The sequence below is a fragment of the Stenotrophomonas sp. STEN022 genome, from assembly GCF_056760155.1.
Window position 1 is genome coordinate 1 of record NZ_JBRREG010000075.1, and the last position, 25,192, is coordinate 25,192.

Here is a 25,192-nt window from a genome sequence, read left to right on the forward strand (position 1 = left end):
GGGCATTACTGGTAAAGCCCCTTGCCGAGCGTGGCTCGGCACTACATTTGGTTGCGCCGGTAAAACCTCTGCCGAGCATGGCTCGGCACTACATTACCTACAGGCCGGAGGCGCGTTTCCAGAACATCGACATCAGTGGCGGCATCTTGCCCGCCAGACCCAATAGCGCGCCACGCGCCAGGGTCAGGTGCATCTCGTCGTTGGAGAACACCTTGTTGATCGCATCGAAGCTGTAAGCAGCCACCGTGTTCTCGCTGCGCCGGGTACGCGCCCAGCGCTGCAGGCGATGTGGCGAGCTCCAGTCCTGCCGCCGCTGCCTGGCTTCGCGCACAAGATCACGCAGGCCAGCGACATCACGCAGCCCCAGGTTCACGCCCTGCCCGGCCAGCGGATGCACCACGTGCGCTGCATCACCCAAGGTCAACACGCGCCCGGCGACATATGCGCTAGCCAATTGCCGGCGCAGCGGGAACGCAGCGCGCGCCGAGACCAAGCGCATCTCGCCCAAGCGCCCAGCAAATGCATTGGTCAGCTCACGATTGAAGCTGTCCTCATCCAGGGCCAGCACGCGCTCGGCTTCGGCATCCGGCAAGGTCCAGACAATGGAACTGCGGTTGCGGTCGAACGGCAGCACCGCCAACGGACCGGTATCGAGGAAACGCTGCCAGGCGGTGTCTTCGTTCGGCAGCGCGCTGTCCACATAGGCGACCACCCCGCGCTGGCCGTAATCATGTCGGCTGACATCCAAGCCTGCCAAGGTGCGCAGGGTGGATTCGGCGCCATCGGCGGCAATCGCGATCGAGGCCTCGACCCGACGGCCATCATCCAGGCGCAGGCGCACACCCTGCGCGTCCTGTTCCATCGCTTCCACCCGTGCCGGGCAATACAGCTGCACCCCGGCAGCCGGCAACGCCGCCCACAGCCGATCCACCAGCAGGCCATTCTCGACAATCCAGCCCAACTCGCGGCGGCCCAGGGTGTCGGCATCGAAAGTCAGATCGCCACCACCAGCGGCATCCCACACCCGCATGCGCCGATACGCGCGGGCGCGGGCCTGATCCACCTGCTTCCACACGCCCAGCGATTCCAGCAGGGCAGCGTTATCGGCGGCAAACGCGAACACCCGCAGGTCCGGCTTCTGTGGCGACCACGGCGGTGGCTCGCGGCCTTCTACCATCGCCACCTGCAGGCCTTCCCCGGCCAGCGCAAGCGCACACGCCGCGCCAACCACGCCACCGCCGACGACTACCGCATCCCACTGTCCACGCCGGCTCATCGCGCTTCACTCCTGCACAGCTCGGGCACCTGCCCGCGGAAGCCCATCGCGCCACCGACCAGGAAGGACTGCACCGCTGGTGCCTGTGCCGCGGCGACAAAACCCAGGCTGCGCAGCGGCCGCATCAGCGGCGTGGCATTGCTGGTCAAACGGGCAAGCCCATCGGAGAACGCCAACGTCTGCTCGCGGTCCGGGCCGCGTCGCGCCACGTAGGCCTGCAGCAGGTCGTCGCTGCCCGGGTCCTGCGCGGCGTCGCCAATCAGCTCGGCCAGGGTCAGCGCATCGCGCAGGCCGAGGTTGAAGCCCTGCGCACCCAGCGGATGGATGGTCTGCGCGGCATTGCCCAGCAGCAGCGCGCGCTCGCCAACCAGCTTCTGCGCCAACACCTGGATCAGCGGGTAGGCGCTGCGCGGACCGCTTTCCAGCAGCCGCCCGGCACGCCAACCCACGGCATCCTGCAGCCGCGCCAGCCATGCCGCGTCGTCCAGTGCCATCACCGCATCGGCCTCATCGCGGGCAACGCCATGGACCACGCCGTAGTGGCGGTCGCCACGCGGCAGCAATGCGGTCGGGCCGGTATCGGTGAAGCGCTCATAGGCACAACCGTCCGGTGCCTTGGCCGCGCGCAGCCGCGCCACGAACAGGGTCTGCTGGTAATCGTGTTCGCTGACGTCAATCCCCAGCGCCTGCCGAACCGCGCTGCGGGTGCCGTCGGCACCAACCACGAGCCGGGCCTGCAGGCGCTGCTCGCCAGCGTCATCGGCAATGAGCACCTCGCGGCGGCCGTCACTGCTTGCGCCCAGACCGACAAATTTCGCCGGGCGGTAGCGGGTCAGCTGCTGCAGCTCGCCCAGGCGCGCTTCCAGCGCCTCGCCAAAGTCGCGCGCCACCACCACCTGGCCAAACGCCTCACGCCCGTAATCGGCCGCCTGCATCAGCACCCGGCCGAAATCACCGGCGCGGCTGACGTGGATGCGGCGGATCGGGCCACCGGGGTTGGCCAGCTTCTGCATCACCCCCAGCGCGGTCAGCGCATTGATCGTGGCGGCGGCAAAGCTGAGGTTGCGCTGGTCGAACACCGCCGGCAGCGCGCCGCCCGGGGTCGCCTCAACCAGGCCTACGTCCAGGCCCAACCGGTCCAATGCGATGGCCAGACTGGCACCAACCAGCCCACCACCGACGATCACTACGTCATGGTTCTTGCTCATGTGCCAATGATAACGGGGCTTCACCCACCCGGTCGCCGGCCCATGCCGCAGCGCAACCGCCGGTTCACCCCCACTGCGGCTAGAATGGCGGCCTGATTAACGGAAACCGCCACCATGACCGCCAATGCCCAACGCGCCATCATCCTGTCCCTGCTCGTGCTGCTGATGGCCGGCACCCGCCTCAATCACTTCGCACCGGTTCCGGATGCCTCGTGGGCGGTGTTCTTCATTGGCGGCTTTTACCTGCGCAACTGGACCCGCTGGGCGTTCCCGCTGCTGATGGGTCTGGCGGTGGTGGTTGACTGGACGGTGATCTCCAACCAGGGCATGAGCTTCTGGCAGCACTACTGTGTGTCGGCCGCTTACTGGATGCTGATCCCAGCCTATTTCGCAATGTGGACCGGCGGCATGCTGCTGCGTCGCTACTACCGCAGCGCCAACCTCAAGTCGCTGGGCATGCTGGCCACCACCGTGATCGGTTCGGTCGCGCTGTGCCATTTGATCGCGCAGGGCAGCTTCTACTGGATCAGCGCCTCGGTCGCCGAGCCGACCTTCGCTGGTTGGGCCAAGAACTACAGCGACTGGCTGCTGCCGTACATGCAGAGCGCCGCCATGTACATCGGTGCTGCTGCGCTGGTGCAGGTTGTGGCTGAAGCCATCAGCAAGCAGCCGGCCGCTGGCCGCGTCGCCCACTAAGGGCGCGCCGGGCAATGGGTAACCGCCTCTCCAAGATCTACACCCGCACCGGCGACGATGGCAGCACCGGCCTGGGTGATGGCAGCCGCACCGGCAAGGATTCGCTGCGGGTCAACGCGTATGGCACCGTCGACGAGGCCAACTCGGCCATCGGCGTGTTGCTGGCCGTGGACCTGCCCGAGGACGTACGCACGCTGCTGACCACCATCCAGCACCAGTTGTTCGACCTCGGCGGCGAGCTGTGCATCCCAGGCCATGCCGCCATCCACGGCGCCGATATCGATGCGCTGGAGCAGCAGCTGGACCGCTATAACGACGACCTGCCGCCACTGAAGGATTTCATCCTGCCAGCTGGCGGCGAAGGCGCGGCGCGTTGCCATCTGGCCCGCACCATCGTCCGCCGTGCCGAGCGTGAAACCGTGGCACTGGCCCGCGTCGAAGACATCCGTGCCGAAGCGGTGCGCTATCTGAACCGCCTGTCCGACCTGCTGTTCGTGTTGTCCCGCGTACTTGCCCGGGCCGGTGGCCATGGCGAAGTACTGTGGAACCACGAACGCCGTCACGGCTGATCCTCCCCTCCCATACGACGCCGCGCACTGCGCGGCGTCGACGGTTACAGTGCGGCCATGCTGGTATTCACCCACCCTGCCTGCCTTGAACATGACCCCGGCATCGATCACCCCGAGTCGCCGGAGCGCCTGCACGCCGTCATCTCAGCCCTGCGCGGCGAGTTCCCGGACCAGTTGGAATGGCGCAATGCGCCGCCCGCCAAGCTCGGCGAACTGGCCCGGGTGCATACCCGCGAGTTGATCGATTCGGTGCTGCAGGTGCAGACCGCGCCGCTGCGGCGCATCGACCTGGACACCTTCAGCTCGCCCGGCTCGGCCAGTGCGGCCCTGCATGCGGCCGGTGCCGGCGTCGCCGCAGTCGACGCGGTGATGCTGGAAGAAGGCAACAAGCACGTGTTCTGCGCGGTGCGCCCGCCCGGCCACCACGCCACCGCCGATACCGCGATGGGCTTCTGCCTGTTCAACAACATCGCCGTGGCCGCGGCCTACGCCCGCGACAAGTACGGCCTGGAGCGCATCGCCATCGTCGATTTCGACGTACACCACGGCAATGGCACCCAGGCGATCTTCGAAACTGAGCCCAAGATCGCCTACTACAGCACCCACCAGTCCGGCCTGTTCCCGTATTCGGGCAATATGCGCGAGCGCGGGGTCGGCAATATCTGCAACATCCTGCTGCCGCCGGGCAGCGGTGGGTTCCGCTTCCGCAACACCTGGGCCGACGAGATGCTGCCGCAGATCGAGGCATTCCGGCCGCAGCTGCTGTTCATTTCGGCCGGTTTCGATGCGCATATGCGCGACCCACAGGCCGATCTGATGGTTGAAACCGAGGATTTCGGCTGGCTGACCGCCGAACTGGTCAGGCTCGCCGAACGCCATGGCAGCGGCCGCGTGGTATCCATGCTGGAAGGCGGCTACGACCTGCAAGCCCTGCGCGAATGCAGCGTCGCCCACGTCCAGGAACTGCTCGCAAGCCGTTGATGGATGAACCCTGCCCGGCCCATCCGGCAGGCTTTCATTGCCCCCATGCAGACGATGCGGCAAGCTAGCGGCCGTTTTCCCCCGAATGCGAACCGCGTGCGCAAAGCTCTCCGCCTGCTACCCCTGCCCTTGGGCATTGCCATCTGCCTGCCCGCCTGGGCCGACGATAAGCCGGTGAACTGGGGCCTGTGCCCGGCTACCGACACGCTTCCCGCCTTTGACGAGGCGCCGCCTGCTGATCCCGCCGCAGCGGCCAACCGCGAGCAGTTGCCCACCGACATCGAAGGCAACGAGCTCACTGGCACCAGCGCCGTACCCCAATACCAGGGCAATGTGCTGCTCAAGCGTGGCGACCAGTTCATGGGCGCCGACAGCCTGCGCCTGGATACCGAAAGCGGCAATTACATTGCCGAGGGCAATGTCCGATATTCAGATTCGTCGATCCGGATGGTCGCCGAGCGCGCCGAGGGCAATCAGGAAACGGACTCGCACAAGATCAGCGATATCCGCTACCAACTGGTTTCCCGTCGCGGCAACGGCTCTGCCGATTCGGTCGACCTGCAGGGCTCGACCGGGCAGATGCACCACTCCAGCTATACCACCTGCGATCCCTCGCAGCCGGTCTGGAAGCTGGTGGCACCGCAGATCGATGTCGACAATGAAGAAGGCTTTGGCACCGCCCGCAATGCAGTGCTGCGCGTGGGCAAGGTACCCGTGCTGTACATGCCCTACTTCAAGTTCCCGATCGACGACCGGCGCATGACCGGCCTGCTCTATCCAAAGATCAGCCTGTCTGGCCGAAATGGCTTTGATTACGCGCAGCCGATCTACTTCAATCTGGCACCAAACTACGATGACACCCTGACCCCGCGCTACATGAGCAAGCGTGGGCTCCTGCTCGACAACGAGTTCCGCTATCTGTACTCCGGCGGTCGTGGCCAGCTGGATACGACCTATATGGCGAACGACACATTGCGCGACCGCGATCGCGGCAGCCTGTCGTTCACCGGCTATCACAACATCGACAAGAACTGGCAGGCCCGCGCCAACTTGGCCTGGGTCAGCGATGAGCGTTACGTCGAAGACTTTTCCAACCGCCTGAACGGCATCACCGCCTCCAACATACAGAGCACCGCCGGCCTGTACGGTACCGGCCGCTCCTGGACCGCCGGCATCATGGCCGACGAGTGGCAGCTGACCGACTACACGCTGACCGAACAATCCCTGCCTTACAGCCGCCAGCCGCGCCTGTTCGCCACCTGGGATGAGAGCTTCGGCCACTGGTTCGAGGCCGGCGTGTATGCCGAAGCAGTGCGCTTCACCCACGATGACATCCGCCACAAGGTGCGGGATGCAGATGGTGAATATGTGCGCACCGGTGACGTCACCCGGATGTTTGGCGGCTCGCGACTGGACATCAAGCCCTACGTCTCGATGCCGCTGGGCGGCGCAGCCTGGTACATCACCCCTACGCTGGCCTGGCGCTATACCGCTTATGACCTGGAACGTGGCCTGGCCGACGACATCCGCGCCCAGCAGCTGCGTGCAGCCGGCATCGATCCAGCCACCGCCACCCCGGAACAGCTGCGCGGCAACACATCACCTCACCGCAGCCTGCCCATTGCCAGCATCGACATGGGCCTGTTCTTCGATCGTGAGACTACGCTCAAAGGCAAGTCCTATCTGCATACGCTGGAACCGCGGCTGTTCTACCTGAACACCCCCTATCGCGACCAGTCGGACCTGCCATTGTTCGACACCCGCGCCTTCACCTTCAGCTGGGGCCAGCTGTTCCGCGACTCGCGCTTCACTGGCGCTGACCGCCAGAACGATGCCAACCAGCTGACCACCGCACTGACCACCCGCTTGATCCGCCAAGCTGACGGGCGCGAAAAGCTTTCGGCCAGCATTGGTCAGATCAGCTATTTCGAAGACTCACGGGTCACCGTAAACCCAGGCGACCCGGTGGTGAGCGAAAGCAAGTCCGCCTGGGTGGCTGACGTCAACTGGGCCATGACCGACCGTTGGACCCTGGGCACTACCTACCAGTGGAATCCCAAGTTCCGTAAGGAAGATCTGGCCAGCGTACGCGCACGCTACCTGCTGCCCGAAGACGGCGTGATCAACCTGAGCTACCGCTACCGCGGCAACCCGACCACCGGTCAGGAGCAGCTGAAGCAGGCTGATTTCTCCTTCTTGTATCCGATCAACCCGCGCTGGAGCGTCGTTGGCCGCTACTACTACTCCATGGTCGACAGCAAGCCGCTGGAAATCATCGGCGGCGTACAGTGGGACAGCTGCTGCCTGGCGGTGCGCGCACTGGCCCGCCGCTACGTCAAAAACCGCGACGGTGACCTCAACAATTCGTTCCAGATCGAGTTCGTGCTCAAGGGCCTGAGCTCGGTCGGGCAGAACACGGACCGCACCTTGCGCCGTGCTATTCTCGGCTACAACCGAGACGACCTCTACCTCGTTCCGCCGAGCAACATCGAAGCGAACGACGACGACTACGATCCCAACCAGATTCCATGACCAAGACCCTTCCTGCAGTCCTCGCCACCTTGCTGGCGTTCTCCGGCGTTGCCGCCCCGGCTGTTGCGCAGCAGACGCAGCCGCTGGATCGCATTGCCGCCATCGTCGACGAGGGCGTGATCCTGCAGAGCGAACTGCAGCGTGCGGTCGCCAACATCAAGGGCCAGTACGCCGGGCGTGAAGCCCAGCTGCCGCCGGAATCGGTACTGGAGCGCCAGGTGCTGGAGCGCCTGGTACTGGTCAAGCTGCAGGTAGCCCGCGCTGAAAGCAGCGGCATCCGCGTCAGCGATGAAGAACTCAACCACGCCATCGGCAGCATTGCCCAGCAGAACGGCACCAACGTCGATGGCCTGCGTCAGCGCCTGAGCCAGGACGGTATCGGTTTCTCCGACTTCCGTAACTCGGTGCGCGAGGAAATCATTACCCAGCGCCTGCGTCAGAGCTTTGCACAGAGCCGCATCAGTGTCAGCGAAGGCGAAGTGGATGCTGCGCTGGCCCAACAGAACGCAGGCGGTGCCCAGTTCCACCTGGCGCACATCCTGATTGCCGTGCCGGAAGGTGCGACCGCCGAGCAGATCGCCACCGGCCAGAGCAAGGTTGACGGCGTCAAGGGCCTGCTCGACAAGGGCGAACTGGACTTCTCCGCTGCAGCCGTCCGTTATTCGGACAGCCCCAACGCGCTGGAAGGCGGCGACCTGGGCTGGCGCAGTGCCGACGAAATCCCCAGCGCGTTCGCCAACCAGATCAAGACCATGAAGGCCGGCGACGTGCTGGGCCCGATCCGTGGCCCGAGCGGTTTCCAGTTGCTCAAGCTGGTGGAAACCCGTGATGCCGGCGGCGCTGGCGACAGCGGCCAAAAGGTCACCGAATACCACGCCCGCCACATCCTGGTGCGCGTCACCGATCAGGTCGACGACGCTGCCGCCAAGGCCAAGATCGAGACCCTGCGTGCGCGCATCGCTGGCGGCGCCGACTTCCAGGCCGTGGCCAAGGAGTCCTCCGATGATGCAAACAGCCGTGGCCAGGGCGGTGACCTGGGTTGGTTCCCGGCCGACGCCTTCGGCCCGGACTTCGGCAAGCAGGTTGAAAGCCTGACTGACAATGGCGTGGGCTCTCCGTTCCGCACCGACGCCGGTTGGCATATCGTGCAGCGCGTGGCCAGCCGTCAGACCGACGTTGGCGACAACAACAAGCGCGCCCAGGTCCGTGAACAGATCGGCCGCCGCAAGCTGGACGACGAGTACAACCGTTACCTGCAGGAACTGCGTGGCGAAGCCTACGTCAGCTTCCGCAGCGGCGACCGCGCCGAGGGCACTGCGGATTCGACCAGCACGCCGGCCGAACCGGCCAAGCCCTGATCCATGGCTGCCCAGCTCGCTCTGGTTCCGGGCGAGCCCTCCGGGATCGGCCCCGAACTTTGCATACGTCTTGCCCAACAGCCGCGCAGTGACTGCCGGCTGTTGGCGTTTGCGGACCCGGATACCTTGCAGGCCGCCGCCAGCGCACTGAACCTGCCACTGCAACTACTCCCAGAACACGCCACTGCCAACCGTCCCGGCGACCTGCGCCTGCGCGAAGTCCGCAATGCGGCTCCTTCGCAGTTCGGCCACGCCGACCCACGCAATGCGCACGCGGTGATCGATGCCCTGCTCGGCGCCGGCCAGGCCTGCCTGGACGGCAGCCTTGATGGTGTGGTCACCGGCCCGGTGCACAAGGCGGTGATCAACCAGGGCGGCATTGCCTATAGCGGCACCACCGAGCTGCTGGCCAACCAGGCCGGTGTCGAAGTGGTGATGATGCTGGCCAATGACATCGTGCGCGTGGCCCTGGCCACCACCCACCTGCCGCTGCGCGACGTCGCCGACGCCATCAGCGCCGACAGCCTGCGCAAGGTCATCAGCACCACCGACGCAGCCCTGCGCCGCGATTTCGGCCTGGCGCAGCCGCGCATTGCCGTGCTCGGGCTCAACCCGCATGCCGGCGAAGACGGTCATCTCGGCCGTGAAGAGCTGGACCTGATCATCCCGCTGCTCGAGCAGATGCGCGGCGAAGGCCTGAACCTGATCGGCCCGCTGCCCGCCGACACCGCCTTCCTGCCAGCCAAACTGGCCGGTTTCGACACTGTGCTGGCGATGTACCACGACCAGGGCCTGCCAGTGCTCAAGTACAGCGGCTTCGAGCAGGCCACCAACATCACCCTGGGCCTGCCCTACCCGCGCGTTGCGGTGGACCATGGCACCGCCCTGGACCTCGCCGGCAAGGGCGTGGCCGACCCCTCCAGCCTGTTCGCGGCGACGGCGCTATGCGCGCAGCTGGCTGCACAACGTAAAATCAGCACATGAATTCAGATCATTCCCCGCGCACGGGCTTCACCGCCCCGGCCAAGAAGCAGCTCGGCCAGCACTTCCTGGCGGACAAGTATTACGTCGAGAAGATCGTCATGGCAGTCGACCCGAAGGGCGACGACCGTCTGGTTGAGATCGGCCCGGGCCAGGGCGCCATCACCTTCCCGCTGCTGCGCCGCCATCCCAAGTTGACCGTCATCGAGTTCGACCGCGACCTGATCGCACCGCTGACCGAAGCGGCTGCGCCGCTGGGCGAGCTGACCATCGTCCACAGCGACGTATTGCGGGTGAACTTCACCGAGCTGGCGGCCGGCTCCAGCATCCGCCTGGTCGGCAACCTGCCCTACAACATCTCATCGCCGATCCTGTTCCACGCGCTGGACCACGCGGCCGCGATCTCGGACATGACCTTCATGCTGCAGAAGGAAGTGGTTGACCGCATGGCCGCCGGCCCCGGCAGCAAGGTCTACGGCCGTTTGAGCGTGATGCTGCAGGCATTCTGCGAGGTCAAGTCGCTGTTCGTGGTGCCGCCAGGCGCATTCCGGCCGCCGCCGAAGGTGGATTCGGCCGTGGTCCGGCTGATCCCGCGCGACCCCGCCAGCGTCGGCATCAACGACCGCAAACGCTTCGCCGATGTGGTCCGCGCCGCCTTCGGCCAGCGCCGCAAAACCCTGCGCAACGCCCTCAACGGCGTCATCGACCAGGCCCAGTTCGAAGCCGCCGGCGTACGCAGTGATGCCCGCGCCGAACAGCTGGAAGTTGCCGATTTCATCAGGCTTGCCAACCTGCCGCACGAATAAGCGCTGCAAACACGCAATCCGATCACCTGCTTTTGCTTACACTCCTCCCATGGAAGACACCCGCCACTACGCGATCGAGATCGAGGTCTCGCCTCGTTTCATCGACGACCAGTCGGCCCCTGAAGACGGCCGCTTTGCGTTCGCCTACACGATCCGCATCCACAACCGCGGCACCATGCCGGCGCGGCTGATCAGCCGCCATTGGCGCATCACCGACGGCGAAGGCCGGGTCGAGATCGTCGATGGCGATGGCGTGGTCGGCGAGCAGCCACGGCTGCGCCCCGGCGAGGAGTTCCGTTATACCTCCGGGGTAATGCTCGGCACCGAGCACGGCACCATGCAAGGCCACTACGACATGATCGCCGACGACGGCACCGAGTTCGCCGCACCGATCGCGCCGTTCGTACTCGCCATCCCCAGGACGCTGCACTGATGGCGACCTGGGCAATTGGCGACCTGCAGGGCTGCTACGACGTCACCCAGCGTTTGCTGGAAAAGATCAACTTCGACCCGGCTGCAGACAAGCTGTGGTTCGCTGGTGACCTGGTCAACCGCGGCGGCCAGTCGCTGGAAACACTGCGGCTTGTGCATTCACTGCGCGAACACAGTGTCACCGTGCTCGGCAACCACGATCTCTCCCTGCTGGCCATTGGCGCCCGCAGCGAAGAGGAGCAGCGCAAGGTCAACCCGGACCTGCAGCGCATCGTACTGGCCGAGGACCGCGACGTGCTGTTGGACTGGCTGCGCATGCAGAAGCTGGCCCACGTCGACCGTGAGCTGGGCTGGATGATGTTCCATGCCGGCCTGGCACCGAAGTGGACCGTGGCACTGGCCGAAAAGCACGCGCGCGAAGTCGAGCTGCAACTGCACGGCAACGGCTACCGCAAGCTGTTCCGCAACATGTATGGCGACAAGCCGGCATGGTCGCCGGGCCTCAGCGGCTACGACCGCTCGCGCGCGATCATCAACATCTTCACCCGCATGCGTTACTGCACCCCAAGCGGGCGCATCGGCATGGAAGACAAGGGCACGCCGGGCACCCAGCCGCAAGGCATGTATCCGTGGTTCGAAGTACCTGGCCGGGTCGAGCGTGAACTGAAGATGGTCTGCGGCCATTGGTCAGCGCTGGGCCTGACCATCACCCAGGGCGTGCACGCCATCGATACCGGCGCAGTCTGGGGTGGCAAGCTCACCGCACTGCAGCTGGACAGCGAAGACCTGCGCATCGTGCAGGTGCCGGGCCGAGATGTACCGGTGCCGGTGCCGGGCCAGCATCCGCCACGCAAGCCGCGTGTGGAGGCCAAGGTTGAAGCCAGACCCGAGGCCAAATCAGAACCGCGCAGCGAAGCGCCCCGCCCCGAGCGCAGCGGCGAACAACGCCGACGCCCGCGCCGTCATCGTCCGCGTGGGCGCAATGGCAACGGCAACAACAACGGCAACAACAACGGCAACAACAGCAACAACAGCACGCCCACACCGGACGACAACGGACCGGCTGCATGAGGCCTTGGCCATCGGCATTGATGCTGATGGTCATTGCACTGCTCGCGGGCTGCCGTCCGCAGCCCAACGGTAGCGAGGCAAGCCCACCGCCGCAGGCGGTCAGTGCAGCCGCACCGCAAGTCATTTCACCTCCGCTGGTTGCGGCTGCACGGGCACAGATCGGGGTCACCACCCGCTACGACCCGGCCTATTTCTCGCTGAGCTACCCGAACGGCGATCCACCGCTTGATCGTGGTGTCTGCACCGACGTGGTGATTCGCGCGCTGCGCACGCAAGGTGTTGACCTGCAGCAGCGCATCCACGAGGACATGCATGGGAACTTCGCCGCCTACCCGCAGCTATGGGGACTCTCGCGTGCGGATCGGAACATCGACCATCGCCGCGTCCCCAACCAGATGCGCTGGTTCCAGCGCCAGGGCTGGGAGCTACCGATAAGCACCCTCGCCGATGACTACGCTGCCGGCGACATCGTGGCGTGGAAGCTCAATGGCAATGGGCTGCTGCACGTAGGCATCGTCTCGGACAGGCGATTGGACGATGGCACGCCGCTGGTGCTGCACAACATCGCCCGCGGCACGCAGGAGCAGGATCTGTTGTTCCTGCACACGATCATTGGGCATTACCGGATGCCGGGGTGAATGGGTCTCCTGCGAGGCGTTGAACGCCTGATGCAAGGGGCAAAGAGCTACCCCTCCCCAACCCTCCCCTTGGCTACGCCAAAGGGAGGGAGCTGATCTCGCCGGCTGCACCATCTTGCATAGCCAAGGCTGTTACCCCCTCCCTTTGGCGTAGCCAAGGGGAGGGTTGGGGAGGGGTAGCTTCGTAGCTTTTAGCTTTCTAGTTTCAAAACAACTCAACGCCGCACGTAATGCACAAACCGGAACGCAAACGCATGCCGCTCATCCGCCGCATGCGCCTGGCTCTCCGCTTCTCGCCACAAGGCCGGATCCACTTCCGGGAAGTGCGTATCGGCGTTCACCTCGGCATCCACCCAGGTCAGATGCAGGTCGGTCGCCTGATCCAGCAACAGCCGATAGATCTCACCACCACCAATCACGCACAGCTCGTCAGCGCCCTCGCCCGCCGCAATTGCCCGCGCCTCGTCCAACGAAGCCACCGCTCGCATGCCGGCAAACGGCACCTGGCCGCTACGGGTCAACACCAGATTGGTTCGCCCCGGCAGCGCGCGGCCCAGCGACTCGGCGGTCTTGCGGCCCATCAGGATGGGCTTGCCAAGGGTCAGCGCCTTGAAGTGCTTGAAGTCATCCGGCAGATGCCACGGCATCGCGTTGTCATGGCCAATGCCACGGTTGCGGTCCAGCGCGGCGATCATCGACAGCTTCATCACACCGCCACCGGCGCCTTGATTGCCGGATGCGGGTCGTAGCCGTCGATGCGGATGTCGTCGAACTGGAAGCCGAACAGGTCGGTCACGTCCGGGTTCAACCACAGCTTGGGCAGCGCGCGCGGTTCGCGCGACAGCTGCTCGCGTGCCTGCTCGTAATGGTTGGAATAGATGTGCGCGTCGCCCAGCGTGTGCACGAAATCACCCACACCCAGCCCGGTCGCCTGCGCCACCATATGCGTCAGCAAGGCATAGCTGGCGATGTTGAACGGCACGCCGAGGAAGATGTCGCCGCTGCGCTGGTACAGCTGGCAGCTGAGTTTGCCGTCGACCACATAGAACTGGAACAGGTTATGGCAGGGCATCAACGCCATCTGCGACAGCTCGCCCACGTTCCAGGCGCTGACCACCAGCCGGCGCGAATCCGGATTGCGCTTGATCTCGTCCACCAGCCATTGCATCTGGTCGATCTCGCGGCCATCGGCGGTGGCCCAACTGCGCCACTGCTTGCCGTAGACCGGGCCGAGATCGCCATTGGCATCGGCCCACTCGTCCCAGATGTTGACCTTGTTGTCCTTCAGGTAGCCGATATTGGTATCGCCCTTCAGGAACCACAGCAGCTCATGGATGATCGAGCGCAGGTGCAGTTTCTTGGTGGTGACCAGCGGGAAGCCCTGGTTGAGGTCGAAACGCATCTGCCAGCCGAACACGCTGCGCGTGCCGGTGCCGGTGCGGTCGGACTTCTCGGTGCCGTGCTCCATCACGTGCTGCAGCAGATCCAGATATTGCTTCATGCCTTCTTCTCTTCCAATGGAAGCACCGGCTGCAACACCGGCGCGCGGCGCGACATTGCCAGCAACACCAAGCCCAGCACGATCAACGGCAGGCTCAGGATCTGGCCACGGGTCAACCAATCAAACGCTACGTACACGCCGTTGTCGGGCATGCGCACGAACTCGACCAGGAAGCGGAAGCTGCCGTACATCAACGCGAACAGGCCGGACACGGCGTAGCGCGGGCGCGGCTTCATCGAGTAGAACCACAGCACCAGGAACATCACCAGGCCTTCCAGCAGCGCTTCGTACAACTGCGAGGGATGGCGTGCGTACTGGCTGAGCAGGCCAGCAGCATAGTCCTGCTGGATCTGCGCAGCCGACAGCAGCTGCTCCATCGCCGGCAAGCCAGCCGGAACATCCTTGAGCGGCGAATGCGGGAAGATCACGCCCCAACCTGCATTGGTGAACTTGCCATACAGCTCGCCACCAATGAAGTTGCCCAGGCGACCAAAGCCCAGACCCAGCGGCACCAGCGGCGCGACGAAGTCGATGGTGTCGAAGAAATGCAGCTTGTGCTTGCGCGTCCACCACCAGCCGGCGATCAGCACACCAAGCAGGCCACCGTGGAAGCTCATGCCACCTTCCCAGACCCGCAGCAGGATCAGCGGATTGGCGAGGAAGTCGGCAGTTGCGTAAAACAGCATGTAGCCGATGCGTCCGCCCAGCACCACGCCCAGCATCGCGTAGAACAGCAGGTCGGAGAAGCCATTCATATCCACGCCCGGCAAGCGCCCGGCGAGGATGCGTAAGCGGCCCAGCCACCACGCAGCGGCAAAGCCAAGCAGGTACATGATGCCGTACCAGTGCACATCGATCGGACCCAGCGAGAAAGCGATGGGGTCTATGTCATGAAGAAAGAGCATGCGGGCACTGTCAGGCGAACCAGCCCCTATTCTCGGGGTAGCGGCCCTTGCCACTCAACCCATGCTTCAGCCAAACACCTGCGGGCGGTCAGGTAACTCATTGCGTGAGCGCCCTGCCGGATCAGGCGGGAAGTGCAGCGACAGCAACTGCGAGACTTCGGCCACCGCCGCCAGCACGGCTTCCTCGCGGGCATTCACGTTCAGCTGCTCGCGCAGGTGATCGCAGATCAGCTGCCACTGCGCGGCATCCACCCGCGCCTGCAGGCCACGGTCGGCAACGATCTCGATGGCATGGTCAGCCAGCAGCAGATAGATCAGCACGCCGTTGTTGGCCTCGGTGTCCCAGGTGCGCAGCAGCGCGAAGGCGTGCTCGGCGCGGGCGCGGGCACTGGTGTTCTTCCACAGCAGGGCAAGCGGCAGGTCGGACTCGACCGCGAACATCACCTGTCCGCCGTGCAGGCGTTCGCCGTCGGCAATGGCGTGGGCAATCCGGTCCAGGCTGGCCTCCGGGAATGCGGCATGCGCCGAGGGAGCAAAGAAATGTCGTAACCAGCGCATCACCAGCTCCCCGAGGCGCCACCGCCTCCCGAACGTCCACCACCACCGCCCCAACCGCCACCTCCGCCGAAGCCTCCACCGCCTCCGCCAAAGCCGCCGCTACCGAAGCCGCCTCCACCGCCCCAGCCACCACCGCTGGCAAAGCCACCGCTGGAACCCTTGCCCAGCGACAACAGGAAGGCCACCAACGCGGCAATACCGCCGCCAACCACCGACAGCAGCAGCCAACCGGCCGCACCGGCAATCAGGCCCGAGACCACGCCACGGATCGGCCGCGGCAGCTTGGCCAGCAACATCCGCATGAAAGTGGATGCGAACACACCGATCATGATCGCGAAGAAGAAGATCGAATCACCGCTGCCACCGCCACCATCACGGTTGCTGCTGACCGGTGTCGGCAGTTCCTCGCCATCGATGATCTTGACCAGCACCGCACTGGCAGCCGTAACACCTCCGGCGTAATCGTTCTGGCGGAAGTGCGGCACCAGGTATTCCTGGATCACCCGGTTGGCGATTGCATCGGGGATGGCACCTTCAAGACCGTAGCCCGGCTCGATCCGCACCCTGCGGTCATCCTTGGCCACCAGCAGCAGCACGCCATCATCCACGCCCTTGCGGCCGATCGCCCACTGGTCGAACACACGGGTGCTGTACTGGGCGATGTCCTCGGGCTGGGTGCTCGGCACGATCAGCACCTGCAGCTGCGCGCCCTTGCGCTGCTGCAGGGCAATAGCCTGCTGCTCCAACGCCTGCTTCTTCGCCGCATCGAGGGTGCCGGTGGTATCGACCACCGGCGAATCCAGCGGCGGGATCGGCGCCAGCTGCTGGGCCAGTGCCGGGCCTGCCCAGCCGAGGCCGAGCAGGCACAGCAGCAAGCCCAAGCGCTGCAGCAACGCGCTCATCGCGCGCGGCTCACTGCGCCGGCGCGGGCTGCGGCGGCGTCTGCTGCGGCGCTGCCGGCTGGTTGCCGAAGCTCACGGTCGGCGGCTGTGCGATCTGCGCCTCGTTGTCGACGGTGAAGTTGGGTTTGGCCGCATAGCCGAACATCTTGGCGGTGATCACCTGCGGGAACGAGCGGATGTAGGTGTTGTAGTCCTGCACCAGCTGGATATAGCGGCCGCGGGCCACGGTGATGCGGTTCTCGGTGCCTTCCAACTGTGCCTGCAGGTCACGGAAGTTCTGGTCCGACTTCAGCGTCGGGTAGTTCTCACTGACCACCAGCAGGCGCGACAGCGCGCTGCCCAGCTCACCCTGGGCCTGCTGGAACTGCTTGAGCGAATCAGCATCGTCGGCATTGACCTGGATCTGCCCGACCTTGGAGCGGGCATTGGTGACCTCGGTAAGCACCTGACGCTCCTGCTGGGCATAGCCCTGCACGGTGTTGACCAGGTTGGGGATCAGGTCGGCACGGCGCTTGTACTGGTTGACCACCTCGGACCAGCCGGCCTTGACCGCCTCATCCTTCTGCTGGATGGCGTTGTAGCCACAGCCGGAAACGGAAATCACCGCGATGACAAGCAACATCAGGCGAAGGTACTGGCGCATGGGTCGGGCCCTGGATGGCTGGAGTGCCGAGCATGCCACGTTGCCTGTTCAAGGTTTGCAAAGACCAGCGGCGACCAAAGCCCCCGGGCGAGGCTGTTGTGGGAGCGGCGTCAGCCGCGAAGCTGACGATGCTCGATCCCATGGAAACGAAAGAAAAGGGCCGGCAGTGCCGGCCCTTTGGGTCCTGTTGTCGGCCGGCGATGCCGGCCAATCAGACACTTACCAGTTGTCCGAACCCGGTACGTGATGGGCCTTGGCATTGCGCCGCATCAGCAGGTTCAGCCATTCCACGAGGATCGAGAAACCCATCGCCGCATAGATGTAGGGCTTGGGCACATGCACGTCCAGGCCATCCAGCACCAGCACCGCACCCACCATCAGGATGAAGGCCAGCGCCAGCAGCTTCACGGTCGGGTTGGCATCAATGAAACGACCCAGCGGGTTGGCCGCCAGCAGCATCACCGCTACCGACAACAGCACCGCACAGACCATCACCGGGACATGCGAGGCGATGCCGACGGCGGTGATCACCGAGTCCAGCGAAAACACGATGTCGATCACTGCGATCTGCGCGATCACCATGCCGAACGACGATGCCACCTTGGTCGTGGTCGGGTCTTCGTCTTCACCACCGGTGACCAGTTCGCGGATTTCCTTGGTCCCCTTGTAGAGCAGGAACAGGCCGCCCACGATCAGCACCAGATCACGGATGGAGATACCCATGCCGGCCACGGTGAACAGGTTGGCCTCCATGTGCGCCAGGTAGGCCAGCGAGATCAGCAGCAGGATGCGGGTGATGCAGGCCACCGCGATGCCGACGCGACGCGCCAACGGGCGCTTCTCCTCGGGCAGGCGCCCGACCGCGATGGAGATGAAGACCAGGTTGTCGATACCAAGCACGATTTCCAGTGCGCTGAGCATGAACAGGGTGACCCATACGTTCGGGTCGGCTAGAAACTCAAGAGACATGTGAACAATCCTTCAATAAAACCAATGCATCAGCGCCACTCGGCAGCTGACGTGTCAAAAAACGCGCGGCAGCAGAATCAGGCCCCAGCACAGCAGTACGTTCATCATCAGCACGAAGACCGCCGCCGAGCCCATGTCCTTGGCGCGGCCAGCCAGCACGTGGTATTCCGGGCCGTAGCGCTCGATCACCGCTTCGATGGCCGAGTTGGCCAACTCCATGGCAATCACCAGCAGCATCGAGCCGATCATCAAGATCTGCTCCACCGGCCCCTGGCCCAGCCACAACGCCAGCGGTGCCAGCACCACGAACAGGCAGACCTCCAGCCGGAACGAGGACTCATGCATCCAGGCAGCGCAAAGCCCCTGCCAGGACCACTTTGCGGCCTTGAGGATGCGTCCGGGGCCACGCGGCATATGCCCGATCTGATCAGCCATGCGACACCTTGCCAGTTGCCGCAGCGCGGCCGAGCAAAACCTTGGAGGCTGAACAACCGCTCATGGGAATGACACCGGTAGCGTGAGATTAGCCGCCAATTTTGCCACATCTGGCCCTTGCTTACCGGGGCCGCCGCCAAGCCCCATCTCAGCGATAGAGCAGGGTCACGGTGGTTCCCTGCCCCTCACGGCTGTCTATCTCTATACGCCAGCCGCAGCGCTCACACAGCCGGCGTACGATCGGCATGCCCAACCCGACGCCCAGCTGGCGGCCGCCGTCGGCCCGGAAGAAGGGGTCGAAGATCCGCGCAAGCGCCTCGCTGCTCATGCCGATACCGGTATCGCGGACCACCACCTGGCCCGGCATCACCCGCACCTCCACCTCACCCACATCGGTGTACAGACAGGCATTGCGCAGCAGATTGGCCACTACCACGTGCATCACCCGCGGCGGCGCCATCAGCATCTGGCTGCCCTCAACCAGAACCCGCAGCTGCACCTGCTTGCCCTGCAACAGTTCTTCAACGTTGGCGGCTTCGTAGCGCACCACTTCGCCGACATCGAACAGCTCGGACTGCGGCTCCACATCCACCTCGCGGGCCAGCAGCAGGAAGGCGTCGATCACTGCCTCCATATCGCGACCGGCTCGCTGGATGCGCTGCAGGCTGCGCTGCAATCGTGGGGTCAGCCCGGAATCGGCCAAGGCCATATCACTGGCCATGCGGATCACGGTCAGCGGCGTACGCATCTCATGACTGGCATCACGGGTGAAATTGCGCTCGCGTGCCACGTGATCGCCAACCTTGCCAGCCATGTCATGCAGGGCCAACGCCAATTGCCGGGTCTCGCCCTGCACCTCCGGCGGTAAGCGCTCCGGCGCAAGCTCCTTGGCATCGGGGTGGCGCGGGTCCCACAGCGATACCCGTCGCGCCAGCCAGCTCACCGGCGCAACCAGCCGCGACGAGGCCCGATAGGTCAGCCACGACGCCGCGTGGATGGCCAGCAGGATCAACAACACCCCCGCCCATACAGCCGCGCGGTGCGCAGGCGAACGCTGGAACACCAGGTACAGCCGACCCTCCGGGTGCTGGTCCACCAGTACCAGTTGATCGGAAGACTCCAGCTCATGAAACCCCGGTGCCAGTGAGCGCAGCTGCGCAGGTACCGTCGCATCGGATTGCCCTGCAGGCTGCATGTAGCCACGGATGCGCAGCGTATTGGGCGGGGCCATATCCGGCGCCTGTGCACTCTGCTGCCAGTAGTACTCCGCCTCGCTTTGCAGGACTGCATTGATCAGGCCGTACTTGATCACCAAGGCCATCAGATAGCCACCAAGCAACACTGCCAGGCTCGCCAGCAGCGCCTGCAGGATGAATGCCATTCTGATCTTCCGCGGTAACCCGTACGACATGCGCCCCCCCCCGAAGCCCGGGTGATTATAGGGACTGGACTGGCGCCGTCGCAGAATTACCTGACAAGAAAAAACCGCCGCGACTCATGTTCTGCGGCGGTTCTTCATAACACAGGTGCCAGTACACGCCCCCTGCAGATCAACCCATGGACTGACCGATGTCGGCAATCCGGTAACCGGCACTCTGCACGGTGTGCAGCAAGGGGCGATCAAACGGCTTGTCGATGATCTTGCGCAGGTTGTACAGATGGCTGCGCAAGGTATCCGAATCAGGCAGGCCATTGCCCCAGATTTCGCGTTCGATCTCCTGGCGGGTCACCACCCTCGGCGATTCGCGCATCAGGATGGTGAGCAGGCGCAGGCCGATAGGCGACAGCTGCAGCTCGCTGCCAGCGCGGGTGGCACGCATGCTGACCGGGTCCAGCACCAGATCGGCGACCTTCAGCACTTCAGCACCCACCTGGCGGCGCTCGCGGCGGATCAATGCACGCAGGCGTGCTTCCAGCTCCTGGATCGCGAAGGGCTTGGTCAGGTAGTCATCCGCGCCATAGCCAAGCCCGGTGAGCTTGTCGTCCAGCGTGTCGCGTGCGGTCAGCATCAGCACCGGCGTGGACTTGCGTGCTTCGTTACGCAGGCGTCGACATACTTCGATGCCGTCCAAGCGCGGCAGCATCAGGTCCAACACCACTACGTCGTAACTGTTCTCGGCGGCCAACCGGTAGCCATCCAGGCCATCGGCTGCGTAGTCCACCTCAAACCCCTTGCCTTCCAGGTATTCGCCAATCATCTCGGAGATGTTGCGGTTGTCTTCGACAACCAATACCAGCCCGGACGATTCCTTGGTCTGTCGCATGGAGCCTCCTTAGTCTTCAGCTTTGTGAAAGATGCCGCACTCCTGGTGGATTCCGTGTGAAGACGGCTTTATGCCGCCATTGGTATCGCTTGAAACTTGTTCGATGTGGACAAGCGTTCGCCCAACCGCCCCCTATGCTAGCGACCCGCCCTGATGAAACTGGATATGGCCACCCCCTCCTTTACTGCCTACCTCTACCCGGTACTGTTGCTGGTGGCCAGCAACGTATTCATGACCATCGCATGGTATGGCCACCTGAAGTTCAAGACCGCCCCGTTGATGACGGTGATCCTGGTCAGCTGGGGCATCGCTTTCTTCGAATACTGCCTGCAGGTGCCGGGCAACCGCATGGGCAGTGCGGTGTACTCGGCGCCGCAGCTCAAGGGCATGCAGGAAGTGATCACCCTGGTGGTTTTCGCGGTGTTTTCCGCCACCTACCTGGGGCAGCCGCTGAAGTGGAACCACTGGGCGGCGTTCGCGCTGATCGTGGTGGCTGCGCTGCTGATGTTCAAGGAATAGGCCCGGGGCATCTGGGCATGATGGATGTGGGAGCGGCAGCCCTTGCTCCCTCCCTTTGGCGAAGCCAAGGGGAGGGTTGGGGAGGGGTTGGCTGCTGGCCCCTGATAGAACATCAGCTTCGCGGCTTACGCCGCTCCCACAAGATCAAAAAAGCCGAACAAGCGCCAACTTACCTGGCAGCTTCCACATATTTGGCGAACACCGCATCGATCTTGCCTGTGTCCAACGCCGCGCCACCCTGGATCTCCTCGGCCTGCTGGAACAGCGGCATGATCATCGCCATGCCATCAAGCTTGGTCTTCAGGTGCACGCCCGGTGCCTTGCCGAGGAAGCCGTCCCAACGCTGGCGTACCTGCGCCCAGAACGGAGCAGTGGCTGCCCAGTAATCGCGCGCAGGCTTGAAGTCCACTTCGGTGGTCTTGATGTAGTCGTTGAAACCGAACTCGCGCGCGATTTCCACCTGACTGCCATCGGCGTTGCGCTGCACCTTAGTGTTGAACTGTTCGTGGGTCCAGCCATTCGGGGTCAGCGTGTGCTGGTTGACCACCGCCAGCGCGTTGTAGTCGCTGCGCTTGGTGTATTCGCGGCGCGGCAACGGACGCCAGCTCAGGTCACTGGTCCAGGTCGGCACATTGTTGTTGTAGCTCCAGCGACCAGTACCGCAATAGCGCGGTGCGTCGCTGACTTCGTAGACGCACTGCGTCCATGCGCCCTTGTTGAGTGCTTCTGGAATCGCGCGCACCGTCCAGGTCTGGTCGGCGGTGAACTCGAAACGCTGCAGCGCTTCGTAGACCCAGTCCTGGCGCCAATGCTTGGTGACATGGCCACTCTTGGCATCCACCAGCAGATGCTGCAGCACGATACGCTGCGGGCTGTCTTCAACCACGATCACCACTTCATCACCACCGCTGCGCATCGCCGACGCGCGTTCGTAGCCGGGCTTGAGCAGCACGGTTTCATCGAAGGCGAAGTCCACCGTGTACTCACCCTGCATCTTCAGGATGCTGTCGTGGTCACGGGCGATATCGGCAGTGGCGGCGCTGGCAGCGGTGCTGACGAAAAGCAGCAGCGGCAGGCTGGCGGAAAGCAGTTTCATGGGTTTTCCTTGTGCGAATGGAAGGGATGGCCATCCGTGGCCACGATGCGTTCCTTCGCCGGCTCCTGGAGGAACCGCTAACGTTGTTGCTTACCAGGACACCGAGACGCTGGCCGAAACCGTGCGACCCGGGTTGCTGAAGCGATCAATCACGCTGCTGTTGGCGGCCAGCGTCGAGGTGATGCTGGACCAGTCGATGTAGTTGCGATCGGTCAGGTTGAACACGCCGACATTGAACTTCGCGCCCGGCGCGAACTCCCAATGCGCCATCAGGTCGAGCACGCCATAGCCTGCCGGGCGGTAAGCCGTGGCTGCAGCGACGCGGTCCTTGCGGCGGGCAAAGGTGCCAGCCAGTTCCACGCCCCAATCGTCGCGGTCGTACAACAGGCCGACAGTGCCGCGCAGCGGGTCCACCGAGTCCAGCGGCGTATCGGCGGTACGGTTCTGCCCATGCGCCCATGCCACCGCGCTGCGCAGGCCCCAGCCTTTCAATGCATCGCTGACCTGGCCAAAATCGACACCGGCCTTCAGCTCGGCACCATAGATGCGCGCATCAGCGATGTTCTGCGACTGGAACACCATCAGACCCTGCGCATTGACGCCGACATAACGCTGCGACTCGATGAAATCGCGGTAGTCGTTCCAGTAGCCGCTGACGCTCATGTAAGCGACCGGGCTGACATAGCGCACGCCCAGCTCCACGCCATTGCTGGTTTCCGGCTTGAGGTCCGGATTGGGGATGGCGGTGTAACCAAAGGTCAGATTGGTGAAGCCCAGGTTGACGTCGTTGTACGGCGGCGAACGGAAACCATGCGCATAGCCGGCAAACACAGACCACTGATCATCGAAGCGCCACACCACACCCAGCTTCGGCGACACGCTGGTCTTGGTCAACGAGGCCACTACCATGTTCGGGTTGTCTTCCCTGAAGATCGCATCCAGCTCGGGCTTGAGCCGGTAATGGTCAACGCGCAGGCCCGGCACCAGCGACAGGCGACCATCGGCAAGACGCATTTCGTCCTGCACGTACAGGCCGAGTTCGGTGGTCTTGCTGATCGGGAAATCGCGCACCGGGAAGTTGTCCGGCGAGATGTTGGAGCTGATCGTGCCGTTGGCCAGCACCTGGTAACCATCACGCTTCTGGCGGATGTCGGTCTGGGCGCCATCGAAACCCCAGGTCAGCGCATGCTCGACCGAGCCGGTCTGCAAGGCCTTGTTGAACTGCAGCTGCGCGCCGTACACCAGTTGATCGAAATGGAAGGCACGATGACGACGGCTGCCATTGGTGCGGCCTTCGTTGGTGACCTGCCTGGTTTCGCTGTTCTGGCGATAGATCTGCCAGTTCAGGCTATCGGCAAAGGCTGCATCCAGCGCATCCATTTCGTGGGCGAAAGACAAGCGCGTACGGTTCTGGGTGTCGTGAGCGGTCATGTCCGTGGTGGTACGCGACGCTGCCACCGGATGCTTGTTGTTGACCGAAGAAAACACGTCGGTATCGGTGCTGTCCTCGTTGCCTTCAACGGTCAGGCGGAAGCGCTGGCTTTCATCCGGCGCATAGACCAGCTTGGCCAGCACGCTGCGGCCATCGCGTTCCTGCGGGTTCGGCGCGGTGCGGGTGTAGTCCATGCTGCGCACGTCACCCTTGTTGACCGTCTCCTGGCCCTGGTGATGATTGACGTTGACCATGCCGCTCCAATGTTCACTGCCCCACGCTGCGGTGACACCGGCCAGCAAGCCTTTCCACTCGCCGTCATAGCCGAACTTCAGGCCGACATAGCTGTCCTTGCCGTCCTTCAGGTAGTCGGCCGGATCCTTGGTGACGAAGGCCACCACGCCACCGAGTGCATCGGAGCCATACAGCGAACTGGCCGGGCCGCGCACGATTTCAACGCGCTTGAGCGTTTCCAGGTCGGTGAAGTTGCGGTTGCTGTTGGCGAAGCTGCCGATATTGAAGCTCTTCGGCATGGCGATGCCGTCGGTCTGGATCAGCACACGGTTGGCATCCAGGCCGCGGATGCGGAAGCCACCCAGGCCGAAACGGGTGGCGCTGCGAGTCACCGACACGCCCGGCTCGTAGCGCACAAGGTCGGCGATGTCGTTGGCCAACTGCTTGTCCAGCTGTTCGCGGTCAATCACATCAACCGTTGCAGCGACATCACTGAGCGCACGCTCGGTACGGGTGGCGGTGACCTGGACGCGGTCGAATTCATGCGCGACGGGCAAGGCCACGTTTTCTGCATGCGCGGGCGACAGCACCGCCCACAGGGCAGCAGTCAAGACAGTTGGACGGATCATGGAGGCCTGGAATCGTGGAGTGAACAAAACCCCTGACAGACAGCCCGGTTGCCGGAGCAACCAGACTGCAGTCAAGGGGGGAGAGAGTTGTGCACTCAGGGGCCAAGCGTGAGCACGCTGGCTGCGGCGAATGCGGCCGTGCTGCGGCTTACTTGGTAAGGATCAGCTTGTCGTTGCTGGTATGCCGCAGGCGATAGAACTTGTCGCCGTGCTGGATCACGATCTCGCGCTGACCCTTGAGCAGGGCACCGCTATCGACAACGCCATCGACCGGCAACAACTGAACCGGGCGCTGCGGCAGGTGGAGGGTGCGGGGGCGAAGCATAACGGGCTGGGCCGACATCATCGTGATTCCGTACTGGGGACGGAGTTGATGATAATGATTCTCAATAACGATGCAAGAACTATTTACAACAAGTCCGAAATCTGGCGCCAAACCCTGTCGGACAGGGCATTGGACTCCCCACCTGTAGTGGCCGGCCAAGCCCGGGCAGGGGGCCGGCCCGGGGAGGGGTCGACCGTTGGGCGGGGCGGGGGCCGCGTAGAGGGGCGCCCAT

Annotated in this window: 26 protein-coding genes; 11 read left to right on the forward strand and 15 right to left on the reverse strand. The window is 64.2% G+C overall.

Features of this window, described 5'->3' with window-relative positions; genetic code table 11:
- Positions 1-97 precede the first annotated feature (97 nt).
- Together ACVOMF_RS15130 and ubiH are read right to left on the reverse strand one after the other, a co-directional pair.
- A complete protein-coding gene (locus ACVOMF_RS15130) occupies positions 98-1,276 on the reverse strand; it encodes a UbiH/UbiF family hydroxylase (protein ID WP_481510000.1) in 1,179 nt (392 codons plus the stop codon).
- The gene (gene ubiH / locus ACVOMF_RS15135) at positions 1,273-2,484 is read right to left on the reverse strand and encodes a 2-octaprenyl-6-methoxyphenyl hydroxylase (RefSeq protein WP_481510001.1); all 1,212 of its coding nucleotides are present in this window, start codon (positions 2,482-2,484) and stop codon (positions 1,273-1,275) included. Before ubiH ends, ACVOMF_RS15130 begins: the two co-directional genes overlap by 4 nt.
- A gap of 114 nt (positions 2,485-2,598) precedes the next feature.
- Here ubiH and ACVOMF_RS15140 point away from each other — a divergent pair, with 114 nt between their 5' ends.
- From ACVOMF_RS15140 to ACVOMF_RS15185, 10 genes are all read left to right on the forward strand, one after another.
- Positions 2,599-3,180, forward strand: coding sequence for a hypothetical protein (locus ACVOMF_RS15140; RefSeq protein ID WP_481510002.1), 582 nt, complete (start codon positions 2,599-2,601; stop codon positions 3,178-3,180).
- A gap of 14 nt (positions 3,181-3,194) precedes the next feature.
- A complete protein-coding gene (locus tag ACVOMF_RS15145; RefSeq protein ID WP_481510003.1) occupies positions 3,195-3,749 on the forward strand; it encodes a cob(I)yrinic acid a,c-diamide adenosyltransferase in 555 nt (184 codons plus the stop codon).
- A gap of 57 nt (positions 3,750-3,806) precedes the next feature.
- Positions 3,807-4,730, forward strand: a complete 924-nt coding sequence (locus ACVOMF_RS15150) for a histone deacetylase family protein (protein WP_481510004.1) — start codon at positions 3,807-3,809, stop codon at positions 4,728-4,730.
- A 96-nt stretch (positions 4,731-4,826) separates the two neighbouring features.
- On the forward strand, positions 4,827-7,262 hold the full coding sequence (gene lptD / locus ACVOMF_RS15155) for an LPS-assembly protein LptD (RefSeq protein ID WP_481510005.1): 2,436 nt from the start codon (positions 4,827-4,829) through the stop codon (positions 7,260-7,262).
- Complete coding sequence (locus tag ACVOMF_RS15160; RefSeq protein WP_481510006.1) at positions 7,259-8,620, forward strand: peptidylprolyl isomerase; 1,362 nt, start codon at positions 7,259-7,261, stop codon at positions 8,618-8,620. The genes lptD and ACVOMF_RS15160 overlap by 4 nt, the downstream gene beginning before the upstream one ends.
- 3 nt (positions 8,621-8,623) lie before the next feature.
- Complete coding sequence (gene pdxA, locus ACVOMF_RS15165) at positions 8,624-9,604, forward strand: 4-hydroxythreonine-4-phosphate dehydrogenase PdxA (protein WP_481510007.1); 981 nt, start codon at positions 8,624-8,626, stop codon at positions 9,602-9,604.
- On the forward strand, positions 9,601-10,407 hold the full coding sequence (gene rsmA / locus ACVOMF_RS15170; RefSeq protein WP_481510008.1) for a 16S rRNA (adenine(1518)-N(6)/adenine(1519)-N(6))-dimethyltransferase RsmA: 807 nt from the start codon (positions 9,601-9,603) through the stop codon (positions 10,405-10,407). The genes pdxA and rsmA overlap by 4 nt, the downstream gene beginning before the upstream one ends.
- 49 nt (positions 10,408-10,456) lie before the next feature.
- Positions 10,457-10,840, forward strand: a complete 384-nt coding sequence (gene apaG, locus ACVOMF_RS15175; protein ID WP_481510009.1) for a Co2+/Mg2+ efflux protein ApaG — start codon at positions 10,457-10,459, stop codon at positions 10,838-10,840.
- Positions 10,840-11,910 (forward strand): symmetrical bis(5'-nucleosyl)-tetraphosphatase, encoded by a 1,071-nt coding sequence (locus tag ACVOMF_RS15180; protein ID WP_481510010.1) that lies wholly within the window; start codon positions 10,840-10,842, stop codon positions 11,908-11,910. The genes apaG and ACVOMF_RS15180 overlap by 1 nt, the downstream gene beginning before the upstream one ends.
- Positions 11,907-12,548: a DUF1287 domain-containing protein gene (locus ACVOMF_RS15185; protein WP_481510011.1), complete on the forward strand. Its 642-nt coding sequence runs from the start codon at positions 11,907-11,909 to the stop codon at positions 12,546-12,548. Before ACVOMF_RS15180 ends, ACVOMF_RS15185 begins: the two co-directional genes overlap by 4 nt.
- Before the next feature lie 215 nt (positions 12,549-12,763).
- Here ACVOMF_RS15185 and ACVOMF_RS15190 read toward each other — a convergent pair whose 3' ends face one another.
- The 10 genes from ACVOMF_RS15190 to ACVOMF_RS15235 all read right to left on the reverse strand — a co-directional run bounded on the left by ACVOMF_RS15190 (position 12,764) and on the right by ACVOMF_RS15235 (position 20,725).
- On the reverse strand, positions 12,764-13,255 hold the full coding sequence (locus ACVOMF_RS15190; protein ID WP_481510012.1) for a dihydrofolate reductase: 492 nt from the start codon (positions 13,253-13,255) through the stop codon (positions 12,764-12,766).
- Positions 13,255-14,049, reverse strand: a complete 795-nt coding sequence (locus ACVOMF_RS15195) for a thymidylate synthase (protein WP_293715272.1) — start codon at positions 14,047-14,049, stop codon at positions 13,255-13,257. Before ACVOMF_RS15195 ends, ACVOMF_RS15190 begins: the two co-directional genes overlap by 1 nt.
- Positions 14,046-14,954, reverse strand: a complete 909-nt coding sequence (lgt, locus tag ACVOMF_RS15200) for a prolipoprotein diacylglyceryl transferase (protein WP_481510013.1) — start codon at positions 14,952-14,954, stop codon at positions 14,046-14,048. The genes ACVOMF_RS15195 and lgt overlap by 4 nt, the downstream gene beginning before the upstream one ends.
- A gap of 66 nt (positions 14,955-15,020) precedes the next feature.
- Positions 15,021-15,512 carry a TPM domain-containing protein gene (locus ACVOMF_RS15205; RefSeq protein WP_481510014.1) on the reverse strand — a complete coding sequence of 164 codons (492 nt, stop codon included), beginning with the start codon at positions 15,510-15,512 and terminating at the stop codon, positions 15,021-15,023.
- The gene (locus tag ACVOMF_RS15210; protein ID WP_481510015.1) at positions 15,512-16,414 is read right to left on the reverse strand and encodes a TPM domain-containing protein; all 903 of its coding nucleotides are present in this window, start codon (positions 16,412-16,414) and stop codon (positions 15,512-15,514) included. Before ACVOMF_RS15210 ends, ACVOMF_RS15205 begins: the two co-directional genes overlap by 1 nt.
- 10 nt (positions 16,415-16,424) lie before the next feature.
- Positions 16,425-17,057: a LemA family protein gene (locus ACVOMF_RS15215; RefSeq protein ID WP_481510016.1), complete on the reverse strand. Its 633-nt coding sequence runs from the start codon at positions 17,055-17,057 to the stop codon at positions 16,425-16,427.
- A 219-nt stretch (positions 17,058-17,276) separates the two neighbouring features.
- Complete coding sequence (locus ACVOMF_RS15220; RefSeq protein ID WP_481510017.1) at positions 17,277-18,026, reverse strand: TerC family protein; 750 nt, start codon at positions 18,024-18,026, stop codon at positions 17,277-17,279.
- A gap of 54 nt (positions 18,027-18,080) precedes the next feature.
- Entirely contained in the window at positions 18,081-18,461 is a 381-nt protein-coding gene (locus tag ACVOMF_RS15225; protein ID WP_481510018.1) for a diacylglycerol kinase, read from the reverse strand.
- Between the two features lie 148 nt (positions 18,462-18,609).
- Positions 18,610-19,872, reverse strand: a complete 1,263-nt coding sequence (locus tag ACVOMF_RS15230; protein ID WP_481510019.1) for a sensor histidine kinase — start codon at positions 19,870-19,872, stop codon at positions 18,610-18,612.
- 139 nt (positions 19,873-20,011) lie between these two features.
- Positions 20,012-20,725, reverse strand: coding sequence for a response regulator transcription factor (locus tag ACVOMF_RS15235; RefSeq protein ID WP_057630720.1), 714 nt, complete (start codon positions 20,723-20,725; stop codon positions 20,012-20,014).
- Positions 20,726-20,890: 165 nt separating this feature from the next.
- Between ACVOMF_RS15235 and ACVOMF_RS15240 the strand changes: the two genes are divergently transcribed.
- Positions 20,891-21,244: a DMT family protein gene (locus tag ACVOMF_RS15240; protein WP_481510020.1), complete on the forward strand. Its 354-nt coding sequence runs from the start codon at positions 20,891-20,893 to the stop codon at positions 21,242-21,244.
- Positions 21,245-21,413: 169 nt separating this feature from the next.
- Here ACVOMF_RS15240 and ACVOMF_RS15245 read toward each other — a convergent pair whose 3' ends face one another.
- The 3 genes from ACVOMF_RS15245 to hemP all read right to left on the reverse strand — a co-directional run bounded on the left by ACVOMF_RS15245 (position 21,414) and on the right by hemP (position 24,978).
- Entirely contained in the window at positions 21,414-22,340 is a 927-nt protein-coding gene (locus ACVOMF_RS15245; protein WP_481510021.1) for a DUF6607 family protein, read from the reverse strand.
- A gap of 90 nt (positions 22,341-22,430) precedes the next feature.
- Complete coding sequence (locus ACVOMF_RS15250) at positions 22,431-24,635, reverse strand: TonB-dependent hemoglobin/transferrin/lactoferrin family receptor (protein ID WP_481510022.1); 2,205 nt, start codon at positions 24,633-24,635, stop codon at positions 22,431-22,433.
- 148 nt (positions 24,636-24,783) lie between these two features.
- The gene (gene hemP, locus ACVOMF_RS15255) at positions 24,784-24,978 is read right to left on the reverse strand and encodes a hemin uptake protein HemP (protein WP_282273037.1); all 195 of its coding nucleotides are present in this window, start codon (positions 24,976-24,978) and stop codon (positions 24,784-24,786) included.
- Positions 24,979-25,192: the final 214 nt, after the last annotated feature.

Bases quoted from the DNA above. Each gene is read 5' to 3' on its own strand.
- ACVOMF_RS15130 (WP_481510000.1), bottom strand. From the start codon at position 1,276: ATGAGCCGGCGTGGACAGTGGGATGCGGTAGTCGTCGGCGGTGGCGTG.
- ubiH (WP_481510001.1), bottom strand. From the start codon at position 2,484: ATGAGCAAGAACCATGACGTAGTGATCGTCGGTGGTGGGCTGGTTGGT.
- ACVOMF_RS15140 (WP_481510002.1), top strand. From the start codon at position 2,599: ATGACCGCCAATGCCCAACGCGCCATCATCCTGTCCCTGCTCGTGCTG.
- ACVOMF_RS15145 (WP_481510003.1), top strand. From the start codon at position 3,195: ATGGGTAACCGCCTCTCCAAGATCTACACCCGCACCGGCGACGATGGC.
- ACVOMF_RS15150 (WP_481510004.1), top strand. From the start codon at position 3,807: ATGCTGGTATTCACCCACCCTGCCTGCCTTGAACATGACCCCGGCATC.
- ACVOMF_RS15160 (WP_481510006.1), top strand. From the start codon at position 7,259: ATGACCAAGACCCTTCCTGCAGTCCTCGCCACCTTGCTGGCGTTCTCC.
- pdxA (WP_481510007.1), top strand. From the start codon at position 8,624: ATGGCTGCCCAGCTCGCTCTGGTTCCGGGCGAGCCCTCCGGGATCGGC.
- rsmA (WP_481510008.1), top strand. From the start codon at position 9,601: ATGAATTCAGATCATTCCCCGCGCACGGGCTTCACCGCCCCGGCCAAG.
- apaG (WP_481510009.1), top strand. From the start codon at position 10,457: ATGGAAGACACCCGCCACTACGCGATCGAGATCGAGGTCTCGCCTCGT.
- ACVOMF_RS15180 (WP_481510010.1), top strand. From the start codon at position 10,840: ATGGCGACCTGGGCAATTGGCGACCTGCAGGGCTGCTACGACGTCACC.
- ACVOMF_RS15185 (WP_481510011.1), top strand. From the start codon at position 11,907: ATGAGGCCTTGGCCATCGGCATTGATGCTGATGGTCATTGCACTGCTC.
- ACVOMF_RS15190 (WP_481510012.1), bottom strand. From the start codon at position 13,255: ATGAAGCTGTCGATGATCGCCGCGCTGGACCGCAACCGTGGCATTGGC.
- ACVOMF_RS15195 (WP_293715272.1), bottom strand. From the start codon at position 14,049: ATGAAGCAATATCTGGATCTGCTGCAGCACGTGATGGAGCACGGCACC.
- lgt (WP_481510013.1), bottom strand. From the start codon at position 14,954: ATGCTCTTTCTTCATGACATAGACCCCATCGCTTTCTCGCTGGGTCCG.
- ACVOMF_RS15205 (WP_481510014.1), bottom strand. From the start codon at position 15,512: ATGCGCTGGTTACGACATTTCTTTGCTCCCTCGGCGCATGCCGCATTC.
- ACVOMF_RS15210 (WP_481510015.1), bottom strand. From the start codon at position 16,414: ATGAGCGCGTTGCTGCAGCGCTTGGGCTTGCTGCTGTGCCTGCTCGGC.
- ACVOMF_RS15215 (WP_481510016.1), bottom strand. From the start codon at position 17,057: ATGCGCCAGTACCTTCGCCTGATGTTGCTTGTCATCGCGGTGATTTCC.
- ACVOMF_RS15220 (WP_481510017.1), bottom strand. From the start codon at position 18,026: ATGTCTCTTGAGTTTCTAGCCGACCCGAACGTATGGGTCACCCTGTTC.
- ACVOMF_RS15225 (WP_481510018.1), bottom strand. From the start codon at position 18,461: ATGGCTGATCAGATCGGGCATATGCCGCGTGGCCCCGGACGCATCCTC.
- ACVOMF_RS15230 (WP_481510019.1), bottom strand. From the start codon at position 19,872: ATGTCGTACGGGTTACCGCGGAAGATCAGAATGGCATTCATCCTGCAG.
- ACVOMF_RS15235 (WP_057630720.1), bottom strand. From the start codon at position 20,725: ATGCGACAGACCAAGGAATCGTCCGGGCTGGTATTGGTTGTCGAAGAC.
- ACVOMF_RS15240 (WP_481510020.1), top strand. From the start codon at position 20,891: ATGGCCACCCCCTCCTTTACTGCCTACCTCTACCCGGTACTGTTGCTG.
- ACVOMF_RS15245 (WP_481510021.1), bottom strand. From the start codon at position 22,340: ATGAAACTGCTTTCCGCCAGCCTGCCGCTGCTGCTTTTCGTCAGCACC.
- ACVOMF_RS15250 (WP_481510022.1), bottom strand. From the start codon at position 24,635: ATGATCCGTCCAACTGTCTTGACTGCTGCCCTGTGGGCGGTGCTGTCG.
- hemP (WP_282273037.1), bottom strand. From the start codon at position 24,978: ATGTCGGCCCAGCCCGTTATGCTTCGCCCCCGCACCCTCCACCTGCCG.